The 1,703-nt window shown below is 52.8% G+C and carries 2 protein-coding genes; both read right to left on the bottom strand.

Going from position 1 to position 1,703, the window contains the following annotated elements:
- Nucleotides 1–250: 250 nt before the first annotated feature.
- Nucleotides 251–493, bottom strand: a complete 243-nt coding sequence (locus EXY20_RS38725) for a hypothetical protein (RefSeq protein ID WP_135557786.1) — start codon at nucleotides 491–493, stop codon at nucleotides 251–253.
- Nucleotides 494–536: 43 nt separating this feature from the next.
- Nucleotides 537–1,619, bottom strand: coding sequence for a transposase (locus tag EXY20_RS38720; RefSeq protein ID WP_135557785.1), 1,083 nt, complete (start codon nucleotides 1,617–1,619; stop codon nucleotides 537–539).
- Nucleotides 1,620–1,703: the final 84 nt, after the last annotated feature.

Genomic DNA, 1,703 nt, shown 5'->3' with positions numbered 1-1,703 from the left:
GTTGTTCCAGATCGCTTAGGTACGCCGCGGGATCACGATTAAAGCGTTTCCGCTGAATCCCTTCGGACAGACGCTCGTCCCATTGTGCTTTCCGCGCTTTGTAGGTTTCATAACTGACCGAACGAAGGCGGGCGGTCACATGCTCTTGACGAAGCGCATCGTGCACTAACACGATCATTTCTCCGTTGCGAATGATGTAGCGATTCCAGTTGCGAAGTCCGGTTATGCGGCGGTGACAGGCTTTCGTCTGTCAAAAAAATTGCTCCAACTCGTTATTGGTTCGGGGAAGGTAATAATGATCGTAACAGGGAAAGAGTCCGTTCCAAAGTCCCTTGGTGTACCGGAACAAATTGTCCGTCAACCCGGCGTCGGTCTCTTCGGTGTACGTCATCTTCACCCAATCGAGCAGCAGGGTCAATTCCCACTCGACCGTTGCGCTGGTTTTATCCATGTTCGGTTCGAGCACAGCGGCAATTTGCGTAATCGGCACCATCCATCGGGAAACGGTATCGTAGGTCGGCTGCAGGTCGGGTAATTTACTGAAAGTTCGGAAAACGTTTTGAAGCAGGCTGGGCCCCTTTTTTATCCAAACATCGTTGCAACGATGTTTGAATCGCCTGCGCGCGCTCGTAGATGATCATGCCGGGCAACTCAAGCGGCGGCTCTCCGTCCTCCAAGAGTAGCGAACGAACGGCGGCCATATAGCCCTTAGCTATCCGGGCTTCCGTTACTGCCGTGTCCTTGGTTTCGGTTTGCCCGGAGTCCGTTCGCGCAGCGGCCTTGGCTTCGGTCTGCTCGATCTTTCGCTCGATGTCCCGGATGCCGCGCATGCTCTTTTTCAGTTCCATTTTCAGTTTGCGATCTGCGTCCACGACGGGTTTGGCAATGTCCTTCAAATAGTAAAACTGACAGTATTGGTAAGGCACATCCGGCAGGAGCGACGCAAACGCAAGTCGGATGGAAGACTGGCCGTCACTGATGATGCCAACGATGGGAAGCCCCAGCGCGATGATGGGCTCGATCAGCGTTTGCAATTCCGCTGCTGTCCCACTCTTCATATTCCGCGCGACGAGCACAGTACCGCTGAACACTTCGCGGATTACATACAACATCTCGTTTCCTTTTTCCGGCTGGACACCGTCCATCGAAAGGATAATCCCGCCATTTTGTACAGTCGTCTCTGCCAGCACGTTTCGTATGTGGTCGTCCAGACTGGCCGCAAGCAAGGTCTGATAGCGCTCGTATAAGCTTTGTGCATACCGCTCGCTGGTTGGGATTCCGCGCGCGGTCAACGCATCGGCAATTTCCTTGCAGGTTCGATGCTGCTTGAAACGAAGCTCGCCGACCAGACCCAGTACGTGGTATCCGTAAGAAGAATGTTTCATACTGCGCGCTTCCGCTTCTGCCGATTTGTAGGCGACGCCGGGATGCGGACAATCCTGGTTGGGGCAGGCATAGGCCATGCTCCAGGCGTAGATCGTGTCATTCAGCAAGTCGATCTTTTTTTTCCATGCGGTATGGGACCGCCGTAGTTTTGTTTCGCAATGCGGACAAGAGTTGATTTCCGGTCGAAAATATATTTTAGGCGCCGTCCCTAACCGATTTTTCGAAAGCATCATGGCCACTCCTTCATTTACGCTGACCATTTCTTATTCGACATCCGGCAGGAAAATTCTGTTATATAATTGTGCCGACGTAGTTTT

It is taken from the genome of Paenibacillus cymbidii (assembly GCF_004764705.1).
Taxonomy (GTDB): domain Bacteria; phylum Bacillota; class Bacilli; order Paenibacillales; family NBRC-103111; genus Paenibacillus_AN; species Paenibacillus_AN cymbidii.
This window is presented reverse-complemented; position numbering and strand designations above follow the sequence as displayed.

Bases quoted from the DNA above. Each gene is read 5' to 3' on its own strand.
- EXY20_RS38725 (WP_135557786.1), bottom strand. From the start codon at position 493: ATGGTGCCGATTACGCAAATTGCCGCTGTGCTCGAACCGAACATGGAT.
- EXY20_RS38720 (WP_135557785.1), bottom strand. From the start codon at position 1,619: ATGATGCTTTCGAAAAATCGGTTAGGGACGGCGCCTAAAATATATTTT.